Source organism: Idiomarina sp. Sol25 (assembly GCF_033052775.1).
GTDB lineage: Bacteria > Pseudomonadota > Gammaproteobacteria > Enterobacterales > Alteromonadaceae > Idiomarina.
In genome coordinates this window covers 1-243 of the sequence record NZ_JAUPEW010000219.1, presented here as the reverse complement: position 1 = coordinate 243, position 243 = coordinate 1, and the positions used below count along the sequence as shown (strand labels likewise).

Sequence of the window (243 nt, the reverse complement as noted above, 5' to 3'; positions counted from 1 at the left end):
CGCGCATAAGACTGCGACAACCCTGCTTCAGAATGTGCTGAAGCACAATGAAGCGGCACTGGAAGAACGAGGGTTAGCGCGCATAAAGATTCAGCCGCGTCACCTGTTCTGGCACTTATATCGAGACGGTGATCGCGACGCCTTCAAGAAACGTCGCCGCACTCTGGCGCGCAAATTGCAGCAATATTACAAGAGCTGGCCAAATGCAGTTCTGAGTTCTGAGACTATGTTCGGTACATCAGA

General features: G+C 51.9%; 1 protein-coding gene. It reads left to right on the top strand.

From position 1 onward, the window contains the following. On the top strand, positions 1-243 hold a 243-nt coding region (locus Q5L94_RS14070), incomplete at both ends, for a hypothetical protein (protein ID WP_317498969.1).